Raw genomic sequence first — 17,063 nt, 5'->3', positions numbered from 1 at the left:
CATGAAAGCAGCTGCCTCCCGCCTGCTGCGCCTCGTGCTATTCGTCCTCCTGCACACCACACGCTTTGCCGGCCTGCTTGCCCTGCTGCTGGGTTCCTTCGTAACGCCATACAGCACGGCCGCCACGCCCGAATTTGCCATCCGTGACCGCATCTCCTTGAGCGGCGACGGCAAATGGGACTATGCCAGCATCGACGCCAGCCACCAGCGGCTGTACATCACACACGGCAACCAGGTTCAGGTGGTCGAACTGGGTACGCATCAGATAGCGGGCGCCATCACCGGCACCGAAGGCGCGCACGGCGTTGCCTTCGCGCCGGAACTGAACCTGGGCTTCATCAGCAACGGCCGCTCGGACAGCGTCACCGTGTTTGCGCTCGACAGCCTGGCCGTCAAGCAGCAAGTCAAGGTCAGCGGAAAAAATCCTGACGCGATCCTCCATGTTCCGCAAGTCCATCAGTTGTACGTCTTCAACGGCAATAGCGCCAACGTCACCGTGTTCGACGTGCCAAGCATGCGCATCGTCTCGACCATCAAAGTCGGCGGCCGTCCGGAGTTCGCCGTGAGCGACGGCGCCGGTCGCATCTACCTCAACATCGAGGACAAAAACGCGATCGAAGTGATCGACATCGCGGCCGGCAAGGTCATCGCGCACTGGCCGCTGGCCGGCTGTGAGGAACCGACTGGGCTGGCGCTCGACATTGTCCACGCGCGCTTGTTTTCAGCATGCAAAAACAAGATGGCGATGGTGGTCGATGCGCGGGATGGAAAGCACGTGGCCGACTTTGCCATCGGCGCCCATCCTGACGCCGCCGCCTACGACGCCGAGACGGGCCGCAACTACGTCTCCAACGGCGACAGCGCCACGCTGACCGTGGCCCAGCAACTATCTCCCGATCGCTATCGCGTGCTGGCCAATGTGCCGACCACGGCAGGCGCGAAGACGATGGCGTTCGATCCCGCGACCAAGTACGTATATCTGCCGGCGTCAATGGACGGAACATTGAAGGTGCTGGTGGTCGCGCCCGCAGACAAATAGTGCAGGACGACAGGCCGGTCCCGACAGCGCTGTCGAGCCGTGCGACGAGCCTGTTTTTTGTGAAGTCCGTTCATTGATCGTAGTTGAATTCGGCCTCCTTGCTCTTCTTCGCACCGCCGAAGGTATAGGCCAGGCCGAGATACACCACCTGCCCCGTCTGATGACGGCGGTAGCTGCCGCTGAAATCGGCCGTATCGTAGACGCGCCGGTTGCGCTGGCTGTTGAACAGATCGGACACCGTCGCCACCAGCGTCAGCACTTCGTCGATCTGATGGCGGTAGCCGGCATTGATGACGCCGACCGGCATCACATATCCCTGCGGCGTCAAGCGCTTGCCCCGGTAGTTGGCGCCGAGTTGAACCCGGTCGCGCGCGCCGGCCTGGTAATCAAGCGTTCCCTTGCCGTTAAATCCCAGGCTGGAACGGTTGCCGCCGGTACCCAGTGCCTGCGTATTGATCTGGTTGTAAAACGCATTGCCGCTGACATTAAAACCCAGCTTGGGCATCAGCTTGCCCGCCGAGCTGAACTCGAGGCCGCCGGACTGGCTGGTCGGCAGATTGGCCTTGGTGATCAGCACCACGCCGCCATCGAGCGGCGTCAGCACCTCGGTGTCGCCATCGCGGCTGCGGCGGTAATAGGCGGTCAACCCGTATGCTGCGCCGCCGCCCTCGTGCCGGTACCCCAGCTCCAGCGCATCGGTGACCTGCGGCCGCAGCGCCGGATTACCCTGGCGCAGATTCTTGGGATCGGCGGCACTGATGTAGGGATTCAAGTCTTCCGGATCCGGCTTGCGTACCCGCTTGCTGAAGCCTGCCGTCAACACGTCCTGCTCGTTTGGCGTATAGAGCAGGTTCAGCGTCGGGTACAGCTTGCGGTAGTGCTGGCCGCTGCTATCGCCGGATACCTTCTGCAACGTGTGGATGTCGACCTGTTCGAAGCGCACGCCGCCCAGTGCTTCCAGCATGCCCGCTTTGACCCCATAGGTCGAGTAAGCCGCGTTGACGGTCTGATGGTAGCGGAAGCGGTTGTCGGCCGCGTGACTGACGGCCGGCGGCTCGCCTGCGCCGCTGGCGCTCCAATTGTTGAAGTCGTTGTGGTTGGATTCGATATCGTAGCCCAGCTTGAGCGTAGCGCCGGCGCCGTCGGGCCGCACATAGGCGCTGGTGAATTTCGCGATGTCGTACACCTGCTGGCCGAAATCGCGCTGCAGCGCCGGCGCCGCGTTGACCGATACATAGTCGTACTGGTTGGTTTCGATCGAGTGGCTGCGCTGCAGGTAGAGCGACAGCGCTTCGCCCGGAACGGCCAGCTTCTGGTCGAAGGTCAGCGCCGCGCCGGCGTCGGCGCGGGGGCCGCCGCCGCTACCGGATCGCTGGTAGGCCGGCGCGTCGAACGGCCTGGCGCTTTCCGCGCTGACGCGACGCTCGGCACGGCTGGCATAGTCCAGCGTCAGGCCCAGCGCCCGCCGGTCGTCGGGCGCGTACTTGACGCCGCCCTTGCCGTACCAACGGTCGTTGGATTCATCCAGCACCTGATGCGAGTAGCTCTGTGCGGCATCGCGCACGCCGGTCTGGTTATCGCTGATGCGCTGGCGCCAGTCCTTGCGATTGCCCAGGCTGCCGTTGAAGTCGAGGTTGCCCGTATTGTAGCTACCGCTCAGGCCGGCGTTGTGGCGGCCGTCGTTACCGACGTTGGCCAACAGTTGGCCGGCTCCGCCCCGCTTGCGATTTTTCCTGGTGACGATATTGATGATGCCACCCGAACCGTCAGGCTTGAACTCCGCCGACGGCGACGTGATGATCTCGATCTGCTCGATGTCCGCCGCGGCAAAGCCCTGCAAGGCACCGCCGCGGGCGGCGCCTTGCATCTGGCTGGAAGGCTTGCCGTCGATAAGCACGGTGACGTTGGTGTCGCCGCGCAGGCTGACGGTGCCATCGATATCCACTTCCACCGACGGGATGTTGTTCATGATGTCGGCGGCGCTGCCGGTGGCCGCCAGCAGGTCGGCGTCGGCGCGATACACCTTGCGATCGATCTTGTTGATCACGTCGGACCGCTTTCCGGCCACCACGACCGTGGTGGGCGCATCGACGTTCAAGGTTTGGGCGTCGGCAAGCGCGACAAAAGCAGCCAGCGCGGCGGGTAGGCAAAGACGGCGGGAAGACATTCGGTGTAGGCTCTATTGATGAGGGAATAAATCCCACACATTAGATCAAAGCCAACGTTAAAGCGCCATTAAGGTTCAGCCAGCAGAAAACAGGACATCTACCTGTAATCCTTGGCCGCCCGCAGGGACCGACAGTGCGATACGCGCGCCCAGCGCGTCGCATATTTCCTTCACAATGGCCAGTCCAAGGCCCGAACTATTCGGGCGCGCTTCGTCGAGCCGGTAAAAGCGCTCGAATACCTTGCCGCGCTCGGCCGCCGGGATGCCCGGTCCGTTGTCGACAACGCTGAGCCAGCCCTCGCCGGCGCGCCGCGCCAGGGTAATCGTCACCGTGCTGCCAGCAGGCGTATGCTGGATCGCGTTGTCGACCAGGTTGGACACCAGTTCCCGCAGCAGGTGGGCTGGCGCCGACACCATGACGGTCTCGTCGATGCGGTCGATGCCGAGGTCGATTTTCCGCTGCTGGGCCAACGGCGCCAGCAAGTCGATCGCCTCCACCAGCGGCACCGAAAATTGGGTGCTCGCTGCGCGCGCCCCATGCTGGCGCTTGCGTTCCAACGCGGCGAGCACCAGCAATTGATTGATGACACGTGTGCCCTGCTGCACCGATTTCTGAATCGCCGTCAACACTTCCTTCTGCTCCCCGTGTACGCCTGGACTGCGCTGCGCGAAATTGAGCTGCGACGAAATGATGGCGAACGAAGTCCTCAATTGATGGGCAGTATTGGCCACAAAGCGCTCGTAGGACGACAGCGCATGATCGAGCCGTCCGACATAATCGTTGATCGCATCGGCTAGCGGTTGCAGTTCGAGCGCCTCGCCGCTGGCATCGAGTGTCTCCAGCGACCCCGGACTACGCTGCTGCAATTTTTGTCCGAAGCGGGCAAGTGGCTTGAGGGTCCAGCGCAAGGTGATCACCAGCCCGAGGATCACGATAGCGAGTATCAGCAGGTGCTCGCGTATGGTCAACACGAACAGATCATGGCGAAAGGCTTCGTGGCCGCGCAAGGTCTGGGCGACCTGGGTAACGGCAAATTCGCCGGCGGGCATGTTCGGCAATGCCTGGGCGTAGGCGATGGTGCGGGCTGGCTCGCCGCGCATCGCGGTGATGAAAAACTGCTCTTGCTCGATGGCGAGCGGCCCCGGATAGGCCTCCAGCTTCGCATCGCCGGCGATCAGCTGACCGCGCTTGCTGCGTACCGAATAAAACACCATGTCCTGATATTTGCTGGCGAACAGTTCCAGCGCGGCCGGGGGAATGCTGATCTCGTAACCGCCATCGACCGAGATCAGTTGTTCGGCGATGATGCGCGCCGAGCCCTTCAGCAATTGCTGTTGCACCAGCGTCGCGATCTGGTCGGTGCTACGGTAGGTGACGATCAGGTCGATGCACGAGATGATGACGGTGGGAAGGAATACCCACAGCCCCAGCCGCCATTTCAGGCTGTTAAGCGGCCGTATCATGGGTCAGCATGTAGCCCAGCCCGCGCAAGGTAATGATTTGCGCGCCGGAGCATTCGAGTTTTTTACGCAGGCGCAGGATATAAATTTCCAGCGCCTTGGGGGACACGCTGTCGTCCAGCGTGCACAGGCTCTCGCACAGGTTTTTCTTCGACACCGTGGAGCCCTGCTGGCGTATCAGCATTTCCAGGATCGCGTGCTCGCGCGGCGTCGGATTCAGATCCAGATCGTTGATGAAGAAGCGTTTGGAATTGCTTTCATAGCGTATGGCACCGCAATGGAGCACCGGATTGATCCTGCCGCTGGCGCGCCGCAACAACGAGCGCAGCCGCGCCTCCAGTTCCGTGATGTCGAAGGGCTTGGCCAGATAGTCGTCGGCGCCGAGGTTGAGGTGCTCGACGATATCGGGCAATGAATCCTGCGCGCTGATGATCAGCACCGGCGTCGGATCATCCTTGCGGCGCAATCCTTTCAGCACCACCTGGCCCTGGATGCCGGGCAAGGTCAGATCCAGCAGGATCGCATCGTATTGCTGCGTCAACAACAGCGTGCTCGCCTCCTCACCGCTGTAGGCCTGTTCCACGGCATAGCCCGACTGGTTCAACAGACGCTTCAGCCAGGACGACAGTTCACGGTTGTCTTCCACCAACAATAATTTCATAGCATTCCATGTGGCAGTGCAGCAGCCTCACCAGTGTCGTATTTTGGTGCGGCGGGGTTGATTGAAGGCAAATTGAAGGGTTCGCTCTCGTATCTTGAGTGTGTCGCACCGGCAACGAAAAACGCTTGCCATATTACTCTAAAAAACAGGAGACAGACTCAATGAAGACCAAGCTTACCGCTCTCGCCGTATTGGCCACCCTTGGCAGCGCCGCACACGCCCAAAGCAACGCCGAACAATTACAACAGGCGCTGGCGCAAGCCCAGCAGGCCGCCGCCGACGCCCAAAAGGCGGCCGACCAGGCGCGCAAGGCGCTGGCCGATATCCAGCAAGCCAGTGCCAGCGCGCAACCTCACGCCGCGGCGGCATCCCAGCCCGGCTTCGACACCGATAAGCCGCTCAGCGGCGGCCTGGTGCTGGGCACCAGCAACGACTTCGTCCGCCTGTATGGCTTGATCGACTTGAGCGTGAGCCGCCATACCAATGCCGACAGCAGCGGCGCGTCGTTGACCGATATGTCGGTGGCCTGGTTCAGCGGCAATCGCTGGGGCCTGGAAGGCGCCCATGCGCTCAAGACCGGCGACGACCTGAAAGCAATCTTCCGCCTCGAAAGCGAGTATGAACTGCCGACCGGGAATATGGATACGCCGGGCTCGCTGTTCAACCGCGACGCCTGGATGGGACTGGAAAGCAAATCGCTGGGCAAGCTGACCTTCGGCCGCCAAAACACGCTGGCGCGCGAATTTTCCAAGATCTACGGCGATCCCTACGGCTCCAGCAAAGTCACCATGAACGAAGGCGGCTACACCAATAACAACAACTTCAAACAGCTGATTTTCTATTCGGGCAGCGCCACCGGCACCCGCTACGACAAAGGTGTGGTCTGGAAAAAGGAATTTGACAAGATCATGGTGGGCGTCGGCTATCAGTTCGGCGGCATCCCCGGCGATTTCAACACGGGCTCGACCAAGTCGCTGGGCGTGGCGTACAACGGCGGCACGGCCAACCTGTCCGCCTTCTACAACACCGCCAGCGTGGCCGGCCTGACCAACACCAGCTATTCCATCGGCGGCAACTACAAGCTGGGCATCGTGCGCCTGAACGCCGGCTACTTCCATTACACGGCAGACCAGCCGACCGCCATCGGCAACCGCAAGGACAACGCCTACACGGTGTCTGCCAAGATCGCGCCGAAGGGCGTGTTCGACTACGAGGTCGGCTACCAGGTCATGGATGCCGACAACGCTGCCGTCAACGGCGGCGGCTACGTGCTGAACGCCTATGCCAACGCCAGCAACGCCAAGGCCACCGCCAGCGGCAAACGCAAGACGCTGTACGGCTCGATGTTCTTCCACTTCGACAGCCGCACCGAACTGTATCTGGCGGCCGACCATCTGAACACCGACGGCAGCTACCTGGCGTCCCAGGCCAATGGCCACAAGTCGCAACTGGGCGTGGCAACCGGCATGCGCTTCCGTTTCTGACGGCCAGCCATCGACCTGGGCATATGATGCAAGTCCACCCATCCGGGCGGGCTTGCAGCCGCAGGCCAGATAATTAAAAAATATATAACGGAGACCACCATGAAATCCCCTCTCAGCGCCATCACGGCCGCGCTCTTGCTGGCTGTCGCCGGTGCATCCCATGCGTCCGACAAAATTACCATCATGGTCGGCGGGATAGAGAAACAGATTTACTTGCCGGCCAAGCTAGCGGAGCAACTGGGCTATCTGAAGGAGACCGGACTGGACATCGAACTGCTCAGCGAACCGGCCGGCGTCAACGCGGAAACCGAAATGCTGTCGGGCGCGGCGCAAGGCGTGATCGGCTTCTACGACCACACCATCGACCTGCAGGCGCGCGGCAAGCTGGTGCAGTCGGTGGTGCAGTTCAGCCAGGCGCCGGGCGAAGTCATCCTGGTGTCCAAGGCCGCCTCCGGCAACCTCAAGTCGTCGGCCGACTTCAAAGGCCGCACGCTGGGCGTGACCGGACTGGGTTCGTCCACCAACTTCCTGACGCTGTACCTGGCCGCCAAGTCCGGCATCAAGAGCACCGAATTCACCACCTTGCCGGTCGGTGCGGGCTCGACCTTCATCGCCGCCATGAGCCAAGGGAAGATCGAGGCCGGCATGACCACCGAACCGACCATCTCGCGACTGGTGAACACCGGCGCGGCCCGCATCCTGGTGGATCTGCGCTCGCCGAAAGAGACGGAAAAGGCGCTGGGCGGCACCTACCCCGCCGCCTGCCTGTACATGGAATCGGCCTGGGTCAACGCCCACAAGCCGCAGGTGCAGAAGCTGGCCAACGCCTTCGTCAAAACCCTGCGCTACATCCACACCCACAGCGCCAAGGAAATCGCCGACAAGATGCCGGCCGATTACTACGCGGCCGACAAGCAGATGTATATTGCTGCGCTTGAAAGCAGCAAGGCGATGTTTACCGACGACGGCGTGATGCCGGCCAACGGCCCGGCCACCGTGCTGGGCGTGCTGAACGCCTTCGACAAGTCGGTCCAGGGCAAGACGGTCAACCTGGCCAATACCTACACCACCGAATTCGTGAAAGCCGCGAAATAATGAAGACACCCGCCATAGAGTTGAACAACGTCGGCAGGAAGTTCGTCAGCCCGCAGGGCAAGGTCACACTGGCGCTGCGGGAGTTCAGCCTGACGGTCAATGAGGGCGAATTCTGCGCCATCGTCGGACCGACCGGCTGCGGCAAGTCGACCACGCTGGGGATGATCACCGGCCTCAATCCGCCCTCGTCGGGCTCGGTCAAGGTGTTCGGCCAGCCGGTGGCCGGCATCGATCCGAATATCGGCTTCGTGTTTCAGGCGGACGCCGTCTTCCCGTGGAAAAGCGTGATCGACAATATCGCCATCGGACCGATCTACCGCGGCATGGACAAATCGGCCGCGAGGGACAAGGCGGCCGACTGGGTGCGGCGCGTGGGCTTGTCCGGCTTCGAGCATCACTACCCGCACCAGCTGTCGGGCGGGATGCGCAAGCGCGTGGCGCTGGCCCAGACTTTTATCAACGAGCCCAAGATCCTGCTGATGGACGAGCCGTTTTCCGCGCTCGACGTGCAAACCCGCGCGCTGATGCAGGACGAGCTGCTCGGCCTGTGGTCGGAGCACAAGGCGTCGGTGGTCTTCGTCACCCACGACATCGAGGAGGCGATCGCGCTGGCCGACCGGGTGGTGGTGCTGAGCAAGGGACCGGGCAGCGTCAAGAGCACTTACGAGATTCCACTGGCGCGGCCGCGCGATGTGGCCGAGGCACGCTATACGCAGCAATTCATCGACCTGTCGAAACAGATCTGGTCGGACCTCAAGGACGAAGTCCAGGTTTAACCCGTACGGAGAATATTTATGCATGCAAACACAACGGCGGACCGCGCCGGCCTGCCGAGCGACGGCAGCGAAGAGCGGGCCGCAGTGGCGCGCGCCATCAACCACCGGCGACTGGTGCTGTTCCTGCGCGTGGCACTGGCGGTGGTGACGCTGGGCGTCTGGGAGTTCGCAGTGGCGCGGCAGTGGCTGGACCCGTTCTTCTTTTCCCAGCCTTCTGCTATCTACCAGCAACTGCTCACCTGGCTGAGCGAAGGCACGGCCCAAGGGCCGCTATGGAAAGAACTGCTGGTGACGATGGAGGAGACAGTGGTGGGCTTCCTGATCGGCAGCGTGCTGGGCATCGTGTTCGGCATCGCGCTGGGACGCAACAAGCTGATGTCCGATGTGCTGAGCATTTACATCAAGGTCGCCAACGCCATCCCTCGTGTGGTGCTGGGCTCGATTTTCATCATCATGTTCGGCCTGGGTATGGGCTCCAAGGTGGCGCTGGCAGTGGTGATGGTGTTCTTCGTCGTGTTTGCCAATGCCTTCCAGGGCGTGCGGGAAGCCGACCGCAACCTGATCGCCAATGCCTACATCCTGGGCGCCAGCAAGCGCCAGGTGACCTATACCGTGGTGTTCCCGTCGGCGCTGAGCTGGATCCTGGCCAGCCTGCATGTCAGCTTTGGCTTTGCCCTGGTTGGCGCGGTGGTCGGTGAATTCCTGGGCGCACGGCACGGCATCGGCCTGCTGATCGCGACGGCGCAAGGCACCTTCAATGCGGCCGGCGTGTTCGCGGCGATGATCGTGCTGGCCGTGGTGGCGCTGGCGGCGGAATACCTGTTGACCGCGGTGGAGAACCGTTTGCTGAAATGGCGTCCCGCGCAGTTCGTCGAGCAAGGAAGCTGATTCAACCATTCGCCTCACTCGGGCTCAGCAGGCCATCCCGGCCCTCAAGCAATTGGAGGCCGGGCTCACCTTTGGCGGTTGCGGGATAGCCAGCCGGCAGCTATCAATCCATTTCAACCCGTCGCTAGCCTGACTTGTCCTTGTTACACATACTTACCCAGGAAACGTCTCCCATACATCCCGTTTGCCGGTTCAGTCGTTATTGGTCTATCAGCGCGACATCAGCGCTATACCGGAGAACGAAAATGGACACCACCACTACCTCGAATCGCATCCACCCACTGATGGCAGCCGCCGCAGTCTCCCTGACCCTGGTCAGTCTGGCCGGCGCCGCAGCAATTACCGGGCTGCTGCCCAACTCACATGGTGCGGCCATATCCAATCCGACAACAGACACGACGAACAATGCCAGCGCCCCGCTGGTACAGCAGGCGGCACCAACTCCTGTGGTGCGTGAGGTTGTTCGATACAAGACCGTCGTCCACCATGAATACCCACATCGCCAGGAAGTAGCCTACGACAACGACCGTACCCGTCAGGTACAAGCTGAGCACGATAGGGATTACCGACCAGCCAACTCATATCAGCAGCCCGCTCCGGTCGCTCAGAACAGCCCGCTTGGCATAGGCATTGGGGCCCTACTCGGCGGCTTGGTGGGAAGTCATGTCGGCGGCGGTAATGGCCGTACCTTGGCAGCGATCGCAGGCGCCGTCGGTGGCGGCTACGTGGGCAATGAAATTGCAAAACACAATCAACCCGTTGGCCAACAATAAATAGGCGAGAGTCTTCCCCTCTGAGACACAAGAACATTAAAAAAATGACTAAAAAAATATTTTATGCGGCGGCATTTGTCATCGCGTTGAGCGGCTGCACAACCGTTGTCAAAGAACGTGTCATAGTCCACGACCAGCCCGCCGTTGTGCGCCAGGCCCCAGCACCAATCCAGGAAGTGATTCCGCCACCACCAGCGTCGGGCTACACCTGGGTTCAAGGGCACTGGGCATGGCGTGATCACGGTTGGAGATGGCAGACAGGATATTGGTATCAGGGCTCCGCGCGCCCGATGCCTGCCGTAATAGTTGAGCAGATTACGGTCGCGCCAAGCCCTGCACATTATTGGATTCCTGGCCATTGGAGTTGGCACCACAATGAATGGGAATGGTCACGCGGCCGTTGGGAGCGATAAGACCGCAACATCCCTGAAATAAATAAGGCTGTTGATGATCGAATCCAATCATCAACAGCCTCCATTTTTTTCAATTAAATCAACGATTTAAAGCGAGCTCGTCACTCCCACTCGATGGTCGCTGGCGGCTTGCCGCTGATGTCGTACACCACACGGTTAATGCCACGCACTTCGTTAATGATGCGATTGGACACTTTGCCCAGCAGCGCGTGCGGCAGGTGCGCCCAGTGCGCGGTCATGAAGTCCTGCGTCTGCACGGCGCGCAAGGCCACCACGTATTCGTAGGTGCGGCCGTCGCCCATCACGCCCACCGATTTCACCGGCAGGAACACGGCAAACGCTTGCGACGTCGCTTCGTACCAGTTGGTCGGCACGCTGTCCTGGTCGAAGCCAGGCACCACCACCGGCTCGTACGGCGTGTTGCGCAGCTCTTCGATGAAGATGGCGTCGGCGCGGCGCAGCAGGTCGGCGAATTCCTTCTTCACTTCGCCGAGGATGCGCACGCCCAGGCCCGGGCCTGGGAACGGGTGACGGTAGACCATGTCATGCGGCAGGCCCAGCGCCACGCCCAGCTTGCGCACTTCGTCCTTGAACAGTTCGCGCAGCGGCTCCAGCAGCTTGAGCTTCATCGTCTCCGGCAGGCCGCCGACGTTGTGGTGGCTCTTGATGGTCTGGCCCTTCTTGCCCTTGCCGGCCGATTCGATCACGTCCGGGTAGATGGTGCCCTGCGCCAGCCACTTGGCGTTGACCAGCTTGCCCGATTCGACCTGGAACACTTCGACGAATTCGCGGCCGATGATCTTGCGCTTCTGCTCGGGATCGGCGACGCCGGCCAGGTGGCCCATGAACTGGTCTTCGGCATCGACGCGGATGACTTTGACACCCAGGTTCTTGGCGAACATGTCCATCACCATCTTGCCTTCGTCCAGGCGCAACAGGCCGTGGTCGACGAACACGCAGGTCAGCTGGTCGCCGATGGCGCGGTGGATCAGCGCAGCGGCCACCGACGAATCGACGCCGCCCGACAGGCCCAGGATCACTTCATCGGTGCCCACTTGGGCGCGGATTTTCTCGACCGCTTCCGAGATGTAGTCCGGCATGTTCCAGTCCGATTTGCAACCGCAGATCTCGTGCACGAAGCGGCCCAGCATGGCCTTGCCCTGCACCGTGTGGGTCACTTCCGGGTGCCATTGCACGCCGTAGAATTGCTTCTCTTCGTTGGCCATGGCGGCGATCGGGCAGCTCGGGGTGTTGCCCATCAGGACGAAGCCTGGCGGCATCTCCAGCACTTTGTCGCCGTGGCTCATCCAGACTTTCAGCATGCCGTGGCCTTCTTCGGTGACGAAGTCGTTGATGCCGTCGAGCAGTTTGGTGTGGCTGCGGGCGCGCACTTCGGCGTAGCCGAATTCACGCACCAGGCCGTTCTCGACCTTGCCGCCCAGCTGGGCCGCCATGGTTTGCATGCCGTAGCAGATCCCCAGCACCGGCACGCCCAGTTCGAACACGGCGTCCGGCGCACGCGGGGCGTCGCCTTCCAGGGTCGAGCTGTGGCTGCCCGACAGGATCACGCCGGCGGCGCCGTAGTTGCGCACGAACTCGTCGCTGACGTCGTACGGGTACACTTCCGAGAACACGCCGGAGTCGCGCACGCGGCGCGCGATCAGCTGGGTGACTTGGGAGCCGAAATCGAGAATGAGGATTTTTGAGTGCATGAGTAATGTACTGGAGAGGTAAAGAATAGAAAAACGCCGGCTTGACTCAGCCGGCGTTGCAAGGACTGTTTAGTCGCCGGAACGGTAGTTCGGCGCTTCCTTGGTGATTTGCACGTCGTGCACATGCGATTCGCGCATGCCGGCCGAGGTGATCTCGACGAACTCGGCTTTGTTGCGCAGTTCGTCGATGGTGGCGCAACCGCAGTAACCCATCGATTGACGCACGCCGCCGACCAGCTGGAAGATGATCGCCAGCACGCTGCCCTTGTAGGCGACGCGGCCTTCGATACCTTCAGGCACGAACTTGTCGGCCTTCATGGTGGCGTCCTGGAAGTAGCGGTCGGCCGAACCGTCGGACATGGCGCCCAGCGAGCCCATGCCGCGATACGATTTGTACGAACGGCCCTGGTACAGGATCACTTCACCCGGCGCCTCTTCGGTGCCGGCAAACATGGAGCCCATCATCACGGTCGACGCGCCGGCCGCCAGGGCCTTGGAGATGTCGCCCGAGAAGCGGATGCCGCCGTCGGCGATACATGGCACGCCGGTGCCTTCCAGCGCTTCGGCAACGTTGGAGATCGCGGTGATCTGCGGTACGCCGACGCCGGCCACGATGCGGGTGGTGCAGATCGAGCCTGGGCCGATGCCGACCTTGACCGCGTCCGCGCCGTATTCCACCAGCGCCTTGGCGGCGGCGGCGGTGGCGATGTTGCCGCCGATGACGTCCACGTGCGGGAACTTGGTCTTGATCCAACGCACGCGGTCGAGGATGCCTTGCGAGTGGCCGTGGGCGGTGTCGACCACCAGCACGTCGACGCCGGCGGCGACCAGCAGTTCGATCCGCTCTTCATCCTTGGCGCCAACGCCGACAGCGGCGCCGACCAGCAGCTTGCCCTGCGAGTCTTTCGACGCCAGCGGGTGCTCGGTGGATTTCTGGATGTCCTTGACGGTGATCAGGCCGCGCAGTTCGAAGGCGTCGTTGACGACCAGCACGCGCTCGAGGCGGTGCTTGTTCATCAGGCGCTTGGCTTCGTCGCGGTCGGCGCCTTCCGCGCCCTCTTTGACGAACACCAGTTTCTCACGCGGGGTCATCTTGGCGCGCGCTTCGGCGTCGAGCTCCTGTTCGAAACGCAGGTCGCGGTTGGTGATGATGCCGACCACTTCCTTGCCTTCGACGACAGGGAAGCCGGAAATGCCATATTGCTCGGTCAGCTTGATGACGTCGCGGATCTTCATGGTCGGCGGAATCGTGATCGGGTCACGCAGCACGCCGGCCTCGAAACGCTTGACGCGCGCCACTTCGCGAGCCTGATCCTTCGGATTCAGGTTCTTGTGGATGATGCCTATGCCGCCCTCTTGTGCCATGGCGATCGCCAGGCGGGCTTCGGTGACCGTATCCATCGCTGCGGACAGCAACGGGATGTTCAGGCTGATATTACGGGTCAGGCGAGTTTTGAGGGACGTATCGGCAGGCAGAACATTCGAGTACGCTGGAACGAGAAGCACGTCATCAAACGTGAGTGCTTTTTGGAGTAGACGCATAGCATTTCCTATAGGCGCAAAAGCAGATTATACAGAAAAAGCAGTGGCCTGTCTGAAACTTCTTCGCGCTGCAGGGAGACGCCCTACGGAGACGAACGAAGTTTATTTTCCTTTCAATATTCCCTGTAGAACATGTTGTAAAAAAGCCTCTATTTCTGCGCAAAATTTGGCCATATCCAAAACTACTGCTGTGCTAGCTAGCATGGGGCTTGGAAGCGTTTTCAGCCGGCTATTCGTGGATATCTTATAAATAATATATATAGATAGCCAAGAAAAATTGCTGTACTTTATGAAACGTAGTCATTTGGGCCAGATGCACACAACCGTTGCTATCTGACATGTTCAACGCGCTCGCTTGCCGTAGCGAATGTATGCAAGCAAACAATACCATTGGGGCATCATGAACTTTAATAAATACCTGATCGGACTCGCGGCTGCCGCCGCTACCAGCTCCGCCTTCGCCGGTCCTTTGTTATCCGAAGGATTCAATGACATCAGCACACTCGGCGCAAGCGGCTGGGTGATGACCAACAACAGCGCAGCCGGCGGCAGCACCAGCTGGTTCCAGGGCGAGGACAAATTCCCCGCCGCCGCCGGTCCCGCTACTTCGTATATCGCAGCCAACTTCAATAATGCAGGTTTCGGCGGCGCCGTCAGCAACTGGCTGATCACGCCTGAAGTCGCCCTGTCGAATGGTGAAAAACTGAACTTCTCGCTGCGCATGCTCGGCGAAGGATTTACCGATACCGTCCAGGTCTACTACAGCACTGCGGGCGCCAGCGCCAACGTCGGCGGCACCACGACCTCGACCGGCGACTTCACGCTGCTCGGCACCTATTCGGCCTCCGCCGACACCGGTTGGAGCGCCAATTCGCTGTCCCTGTCCGGTCTGTCCGGCGCGACCACTGGCCGCTACGCCTTCCGCTACGTCGCCGCTCCTGGCGATGGCGACTACATAGGCATCGACTCGGTCAGCATCAGCGCCGTGCCGGAACCAACCACCGCCCTGATGCTGGTGCTGGGCCTGGGCGTGGTCGCATTCAGCCGCAAGAAGCAGTTGCGCCTGCTGGCACTGGCCGGCCTGTCGGCCAGCACCCTGGTGGCGCAAGCGGCCGAGCCGCAAACCGGCGCCAATGGCCTGATGAGTTTTCCTAACTCGCACGTCGTCGTCGCACCGGAGCTGAGCGTCACCGCCGCACCGGCAGGCGCCGGCATGGTCGCCTACAAAGACGCAGCCACCGGCCAGCTGGTCGGCCCATCGGCCGAGCAAGCGGCCGAACTGGCCGCCGCCGCCGTGCCAGCCACCAGCGCCAAGGCCTCCGGCCGCCTGGCACTGGGCGGCCGCATCGCGCCGCTGAGCACCGCAAAAGGCGGCGTCGGCCGCAAGCTGGACGACTCCACCGCCAGCTTCGCCGTCATCCACAAAGATGCCGATGGCAATCTGGTCGAATCCTGCGTCCCCGGCGAAGAAGTCGCCCACCACCTGGCGCACGGCCCTAGCCTGCCTGCCGTGAAAGGAGAACAACAATGAAGCGCTTTACCCTGAACGCCCTGGCCGCTGCCGCCGCCTGCCTGTTCGCCTCCTCCAGCTTTGCCGCCGCGACCATCGTGATCGTCAACGGCGACCCGGCCAACGTCGGCTTCAATGACCCGACCGTGGTCGCTCCCGTCGGCGGCAACGCCGGCACCACGCTGGGCGTGCAACGCCTGAACGCCTTCCAGGCCGCCGCCAACAAATGGGGCGCCACGCTGACCAGCACCACCCCGATCCGCGTGCTGGCCACCTGGGAAGCGCTGACCTGCACCTCCTCTTCGGCCGTGCTGGGCAGCGCCGGCGCCACCGAGGTGTTCCGCGACTTCGCCGGCGCACCGCAAGCCGGCGCCTGGTTCGGCAAGGCCCAGACCGGCAAGCTGACCGGCGCCGATCCCGATTCCGACGTCGCCGACATCCGCGCCCGCTTCAACATCAACCTGGGCACGGCCAATTGCCTGGCCGGTTCGCCGTTCTACCTGGGCCTGGACGCCAACCACGGCACCGCGGTCGACCTGGTGACCGTGCTGACCCACGAATTCGGCCACGGCCTGGGCTTCCAGACCTACACCAACGGTTCGACCGGCGCGCAACTGGACAACACCCCAAGTATCTGGGACTTCTACCTGAAGGACACCAGCACCGGCAAGCTGTGGAAAGACATGACGGCCGCCGAGCGCGCCGCCTCGTCGCTGAAATCCGGCAAGCTGGTCTGGAACGGCCCGATCGCCAACAGCTACGTCAGCACCGTGCTGCAACAAGGCTCGCCAGCGTTGACCTTGCTGAGCCCTGCCAGCATCGCCGGCTCGCTGCAGGTCGGCACCGCCAGCTTCGGCCCGACCCTCAGCAGCCCAGGCATGACCGGCGAGATCATGCCGGTCGTCGACACCGCGCCTAACCTCGGCCTCGCTTGCGGCACGCTGTCGGCAGCCAATGCCGCCGCTGTCAACGGCAAGATCGCCCTGGTGGACCGCGGTGTTTGCGCCTTCACGATCAAAGCCAAGGCCGTGCAGAATGCCGGCGCGATCGGCATGATCGTCGCCGACAACGCTGCCGGTTCGCCACCGCCAGGCTTGGGCGGCGCCGATCCGACCGTCACCATTCCAGCGGTACGCATCTCGCAGGACGACGGCATTGCGCTGAAAGCGGCCCTGGCCAAGCGCACCCGCCTGCACTCCAACGTGTTTGCCAACCTGGGCGTGAACCTGGCCCTGCGCGCGGGCGCCGATGCCGCGGGTCGTCTGCTGATGTTCGCACCTAACCCGTACCAGGGCGGTTCGTCGGTATCGCACTACGACGTCAGCGCCTTCCCTAACCTGCTGATGGAACCGGCGATCAGCAACGACCTGACCCACGAGGTCACGCCGCCGAACGACCTGTCGTTCCCGCTGCTGCGCGACATCGGCTGGTAAGCCAACCCGGCAGCCTGCTGCGATCGCCCGTCGTCCACCTCGGACGGCGGGCTTTTTTCTTTACTGTTGACAGTTGCCGCAAATCATGGCGAAATCGGTGCTTGCTTTA

At 62.1% G+C, this 17,063-nt stretch carries 14 protein-coding genes; 9 read left to right on the top strand and 5 right to left on the bottom strand.

Annotated features, from left to right (window positions below; translation table 11 throughout):
• Position 1: 1 nt before the first annotated feature.
• Positions 2 to 1,039, top strand: coding sequence for a YncE family protein (locus RUGAMON1_RS24450; RefSeq protein WP_445232957.1), 1,038 nt, complete (start codon positions 2 to 4; stop codon positions 1,037 to 1,039).
• A gap of 70 nt (positions 1,040 to 1,109) precedes the next feature.
• Here the strand turns inward: RUGAMON1_RS24450 and RUGAMON1_RS24445 are convergent, their stop codons facing one another.
• The 3 genes from RUGAMON1_RS24445 to RUGAMON1_RS24435 form a co-directional block, all read right to left on the bottom strand.
• Positions 1,110 to 3,206 (bottom strand): TonB-dependent receptor domain-containing protein, encoded by a 2,097-nt coding sequence (locus tag RUGAMON1_RS24445; protein ID WP_445232956.1) that lies wholly within the window; start codon positions 3,204 to 3,206, stop codon positions 1,110 to 1,112.
• A 75-nt stretch (positions 3,207 to 3,281) separates the two neighbouring features.
• Positions 3,282 to 4,670 (bottom strand): sensor histidine kinase, encoded by a 1,389-nt coding sequence (locus RUGAMON1_RS24440; RefSeq protein WP_445232955.1) that lies wholly within the window; start codon positions 4,668 to 4,670, stop codon positions 3,282 to 3,284.
• Complete coding sequence (locus RUGAMON1_RS24435; RefSeq protein ID WP_445232954.1) at positions 4,654 to 5,328, bottom strand: response regulator; 675 nt, start codon at positions 5,326 to 5,328, stop codon at positions 4,654 to 4,656. The genes RUGAMON1_RS24440 and RUGAMON1_RS24435 overlap by 17 nt, the downstream gene beginning before the upstream one ends.
• A gap of 161 nt (positions 5,329 to 5,489) precedes the next feature.
• Between RUGAMON1_RS24435 and RUGAMON1_RS24430 the strand changes: the two genes are divergently transcribed.
• The 6 genes from RUGAMON1_RS24430 (at position 5,490) to RUGAMON1_RS24405 (ending at position 10,757) form a co-directional block, all read left to right on the top strand.
• Complete coding sequence (locus tag RUGAMON1_RS24430) at positions 5,490 to 6,812, top strand: porin (RefSeq protein ID WP_445232953.1); 1,323 nt, start codon at positions 5,490 to 5,492, stop codon at positions 6,810 to 6,812.
• 99 nt (positions 6,813 to 6,911) lie between these two features.
• Positions 6,912 to 7,907 (top strand): ABC transporter substrate-binding protein, encoded by a 996-nt coding sequence (locus tag RUGAMON1_RS24425; protein WP_445232952.1) that lies wholly within the window; start codon positions 6,912 to 6,914, stop codon positions 7,905 to 7,907.
• Positions 7,907 to 8,683 carry an ABC transporter ATP-binding protein gene (locus RUGAMON1_RS24420; RefSeq protein ID WP_445232951.1) on the top strand — a complete coding sequence of 259 codons (777 nt, stop codon included), beginning with the start codon at positions 7,907 to 7,909 and terminating at the stop codon, positions 8,681 to 8,683. Before RUGAMON1_RS24425 ends, RUGAMON1_RS24420 begins: the two co-directional genes overlap by 1 nt.
• Before the next feature lie 18 nt (positions 8,684 to 8,701).
• A complete protein-coding gene (locus RUGAMON1_RS24415; protein WP_445232950.1) occupies positions 8,702 to 9,571 on the top strand; it encodes an ABC transporter permease in 870 nt (289 codons plus the stop codon).
• A 245-nt stretch (positions 9,572 to 9,816) separates the two neighbouring features.
• On the top strand, positions 9,817 to 10,344 hold the full coding sequence (locus tag RUGAMON1_RS24410) for a glycine zipper 2TM domain-containing protein (protein ID WP_445232949.1): 528 nt from the start codon (positions 9,817 to 9,819) through the stop codon (positions 10,342 to 10,344).
• A gap of 44 nt (positions 10,345 to 10,388) precedes the next feature.
• Positions 10,389 to 10,757 carry a YXWGXW repeat-containing protein gene (locus tag RUGAMON1_RS24405; RefSeq protein WP_445232948.1) on the top strand — a complete coding sequence of 123 codons (369 nt, stop codon included), beginning with the start codon at positions 10,389 to 10,391 and terminating at the stop codon, positions 10,755 to 10,757.
• Positions 10,758 to 10,858: 101 nt separating this feature from the next.
• On the opposite strand, the gene guaA is transcribed toward RUGAMON1_RS24405, so the two are convergent.
• Positions 10,859 to 12,469 carry a glutamine-hydrolyzing GMP synthase gene (gene guaA / locus RUGAMON1_RS24400; RefSeq protein ID WP_445232947.1) on the bottom strand — a complete coding sequence of 537 codons (1,611 nt, stop codon included), beginning with the start codon at positions 12,467 to 12,469 and terminating at the stop codon, positions 10,859 to 10,861.
• A 69-nt stretch (positions 12,470 to 12,538) separates the two neighbouring features.
• Positions 12,539 to 14,011, bottom strand: coding sequence for an IMP dehydrogenase (guaB, locus tag RUGAMON1_RS24395; protein WP_152836048.1), 1,473 nt, complete (start codon positions 14,009 to 14,011; stop codon positions 12,539 to 12,541).
• A gap of 400 nt (positions 14,012 to 14,411) precedes the next feature.
• Between guaB and RUGAMON1_RS24390 the strand changes: the two genes are divergently transcribed.
• Positions 14,412 to 15,542: a choice-of-anchor J domain-containing protein gene (locus tag RUGAMON1_RS24390; protein WP_445232946.1), complete on the top strand. Its 1,131-nt coding sequence runs from the start codon at positions 14,412 to 14,414 to the stop codon at positions 15,540 to 15,542.
• A complete protein-coding gene (locus tag RUGAMON1_RS24385; protein WP_445232945.1) occupies positions 15,539 to 16,954 on the top strand; it encodes a PA domain-containing protein in 1,416 nt (471 codons plus the stop codon). The genes RUGAMON1_RS24390 and RUGAMON1_RS24385 overlap by 4 nt, the downstream gene beginning before the upstream one ends.
• Positions 16,955 to 17,063 lie beyond the last annotated feature (109 nt).

The sequence above is a fragment of the Duganella rhizosphaerae genome, assembly GCF_040364205.1.
GTDB classification, from domain to species: Bacteria; Pseudomonadota; Gammaproteobacteria; order Burkholderiales; family Burkholderiaceae_D; genus Rugamonas; species Rugamonas rhizosphaerae.
Note: the sequence above shows the minus strand (reverse complement) of the source record. Positions and strands in the feature narration are given on the sequence as shown.